This window comes from Bradyrhizobium sp. (genome assembly GCF_049798375.1).
Classification (GTDB): Bacteria; Pseudomonadota; Alphaproteobacteria; order Rhizobiales; family Xanthobacteraceae; genus Bradyrhizobium.
Genome location: NZ_JBARGP010000382.1, coordinates 1 through 2673 on the forward strand (window position 1 = coordinate 1; position 2673 = coordinate 2673).

The 2673-nt window shown below is 66.6% G+C and carries 4 protein-coding genes; 2 read left to right on the forward strand and 2 right to left on the reverse strand.

Annotated elements, in window-relative coordinates; all coding sequences use genetic code 11:
* Positions 1–515: NAD(P)/FAD-dependent oxidoreductase (locus WA702_RS16335; RefSeq protein WP_425111576.1), on the forward strand; the 515-nt coding region annotated here is incomplete at its 5' end.
* Here WA702_RS16335 and WA702_RS16340 read toward each other — a convergent pair.
* Complete coding sequence (locus WA702_RS16340) at positions 502–1401, reverse strand: sigma-70 family RNA polymerase sigma factor (protein WP_425111577.1); 900 nt, start codon at positions 1399–1401, stop codon at positions 502–504. The two genes, WA702_RS16335 and WA702_RS16340, sit on opposite strands and share 14 nt — an antisense overlap.
* Complete coding sequence (locus WA702_RS16345; protein WP_425111578.1) at positions 1391–1855, reverse strand: hypothetical protein; 465 nt, start codon at positions 1853–1855, stop codon at positions 1391–1393. Before WA702_RS16345 ends, WA702_RS16340 begins: the two co-directional genes overlap by 11 nt.
* Positions 1856–1966: 111 nt before the next feature.
* On the opposite strand from WA702_RS16345, the gene WA702_RS16350 reads away from it, so the two are divergent.
* Positions 1967–2673, forward strand: a 707-nt coding sequence (locus WA702_RS16350; protein ID WP_425111579.1) for an amidase family protein, incomplete at its 3' end; no start/stop codon positions are given.

Sequence of the window (2673 nt, forward strand, 5' to 3'; positions counted from 1 at the left end):
TCGAGGCCAAGACCAGGATCTGGGCCGCCGGCGTCCGCGCTTCTCCGGCTGCCGAATGGCTGGACGCACCGGCCGATCGCGCCGGGCGCGTGCAGGTCGAGGACGATCTCAGCATCCCCGGCCATCCCGAGATCTTCGCGATCGGCGACACCGTGACCATCTCGGCCTGGAACGGCCAGCCGGTGCCGGGCATCGCGCCGGCCGCCAAGCAGGAGGGCCGCTACGTCGCCGCGGCCATCAAGGCGCGGCTCGCGGGCCGCAGCATGGCGCCGTTCCGCTATAGCCATTCCGGCAGCCTGGCGCAGATCGGCAAGCGGCTTGCGGTGATCGATTTCGGCCGCGTCAAGCTGCGCGGCGCGCTCGCCTGGTGGATCTGGGGCATCGCCCACATCTACTTCCTAATCGGGCTGCGCCACCGGCTCAGTGTCGCACTGAGCTGGCTCTGGATCTATCTCCGCGACCAGCGCGCAGCGCGGCTGATCACGCAGGGCTCAAGCAAGGTCAATGTTCGCTGAGCCAAAAGTCGGCGCCGTCGATGATGTAGGACGCGTGGCGGAAATCGCGGATCGCCGTCACGCCGTCATCAGACCATTCCAGCAGCATGAAGTAGCCCGGCGCTGCATCCGGCTTAGTGGGGTCCACGACCAATAGCGCAGGCCGGCCTTCCACCACGCCCGGCACCAGATGCCAGTCGGCAGCTTTGGCGTAGTTACCGAAATAGCGTGACACCTCGACCTTGCCGCGCATCCGGAGGCGACCGACCAGATCGAGCCGGATGTCGTCGGCCAGCATCGCTCTCACGGCATCGAAATCATGCGCGTTGAAGCGCGCGGCATATGCGGACAGTCTCGCGCGATCCGAGGGCGTAAGCTCCGGCTGCGGCGCATGGTCCGCGTTTGCGGCCAGCTCGCGCAGCCGTGCGCGGCCGCGATGCAGCGCTGCCTTGACTGCGACGAGGCTCATGCCCGTGATCTCGCAGACCTCCCGCGGCGCGCAGCCGAGCACGTCGATCAGGATCACGCTGCCGCGCTGGCCGACCGGCAGCTGCATGAACAGCCGCAGGCTAAGCCGAGTCATCTCGCGCAAAGCGGTTGCATCATGCGGGTTGGCCATCGGCTCCGCTCCCTGGCTCGTTTCCAACGCCGCGAGTCGGCTGCGGCGACGCAGGAAATCCAGCGCCGTGTTGTGCGCGATCCGAAACAGCCAGCCTTCCGGCTGCGCGATCGGCGCCGCCGCAGGCCAGGCCTGCACCGCCTTGATCAGCGCGTCCTGCACGATGTCCTCGCCGTCGACGACGGAGCCGACCATGCGCGCGCAATAGCGATGCAGCCGCGGCCGCATCGCGATCAGCAGCCGATCGAACTCATCCTGTTGCGGCGCGCTCGCGGGATCAGCCTTCATCGAGCATCCGATAATTACCGACGATCGTCGCCTCGCGCACCAGCGGCGGCTCGGCGCAGCGCTCGCGGACGCCGTGCTGGAACGTCTGGAACGCTGCAAGCTGCGTCAACGCGCTGGTGCCCTCTGCCGCATCCGCCGCGACCAGATGGACGAATGTATCGTCGTCGAGCCGCAGGGTCAGATAGCGCAGGCCCGCAGGCTTGACGTCTTTGAGTTCGGCAAACACCGCCGTCACCAGCTCGGCATTCCCTGCGGCCGCTTCCGGCTTGGTTCGATAGCTGATCAAGCGCGTCATCATCGTCTCCCTGGGTTCGATCCGACTTCTCCAAGGACGTTCCAGACCTTCGGGAAGATGCGGACGCGAGACAATTATTTTGTGGCGCAAGCAGCCTGCTTTATTTTTAGGCAGGAGCGGATCATTCGAGATCCACAGCAGCGTTGCGCGCTCCGCCAATCGATTGAGTTTGCTGACCTATTCCGTCCCGCTGCAAACTAGCGCAATTGTACACAATGGCATATGGCTTGCTTCGATGGCTCCGAATTCCAAGCTTCACAGGAGCCGCGCGTGACCGAAACCGTTGCCGAGATCGTCGCGTCCCATCGGGACGGACGGATGTCGCCTGCCGAGACCGTGGCGCGCTGCTACCAGCGGATTCGCGAGCATGCCGATCCCGCCATCTTCATCAGCCTGCGCGACGAGGCGGAGGCGCTGGCCGAGGCGCGCGCGCTCTCGGGCAAGGATGCCGCGACGCTGCCGCTCTACGGCGTGCCGGTCGCCGTAAAGGACAATATCGACGTCGCCGGGCTTCCCACGACCGCCGCCTGCCCCGCTTTCGCCTATACGCCGTCGCGGGATGCAACTGCCGTGGCGCGCTTGCGCGCGGCCGGCGCCATCATCATCGGCAAGACCAATCTCGATCAGTTCGCGACCGGTCTGGTCGGCGTGCGCTCGCCCTATGGCATTCCGACAAACCCGGTGCGTGGCGATCTCGTGCCGGGCGGATCGAGTTCGGGATCGGCGGTCGCCGTATCGGCCGGCCTGGTGCCGCTGTCGCTCGGCACCGACACCGCAGGCTCCGGACGCGTGCCAGCGATGCTGAACAACATCGTCGGGCTGAAGCCGAGCCTCGGCATGATCTCGACCTCAGGCGTGGTGCCGGCCTGCCGCACGCTCGACTGCGTCTCGATCTTCGCGCTCACGGTCGACGATGCAACGGCCGCGCTCGGCGTGATGGCGGCGCCTGATCCGCTCGATCCGTTCTCGCAGGACCG

What these genes read in the sequence shown, in the direction of transcription:
- WA702_RS16340 (WP_425111577.1), bottom strand. Translation starts at nt 1,401, where the DNA reads ATGAAGGCTGATCCCGCGAGCGCGCCGCAACAGGATGAGTTCGATCGG.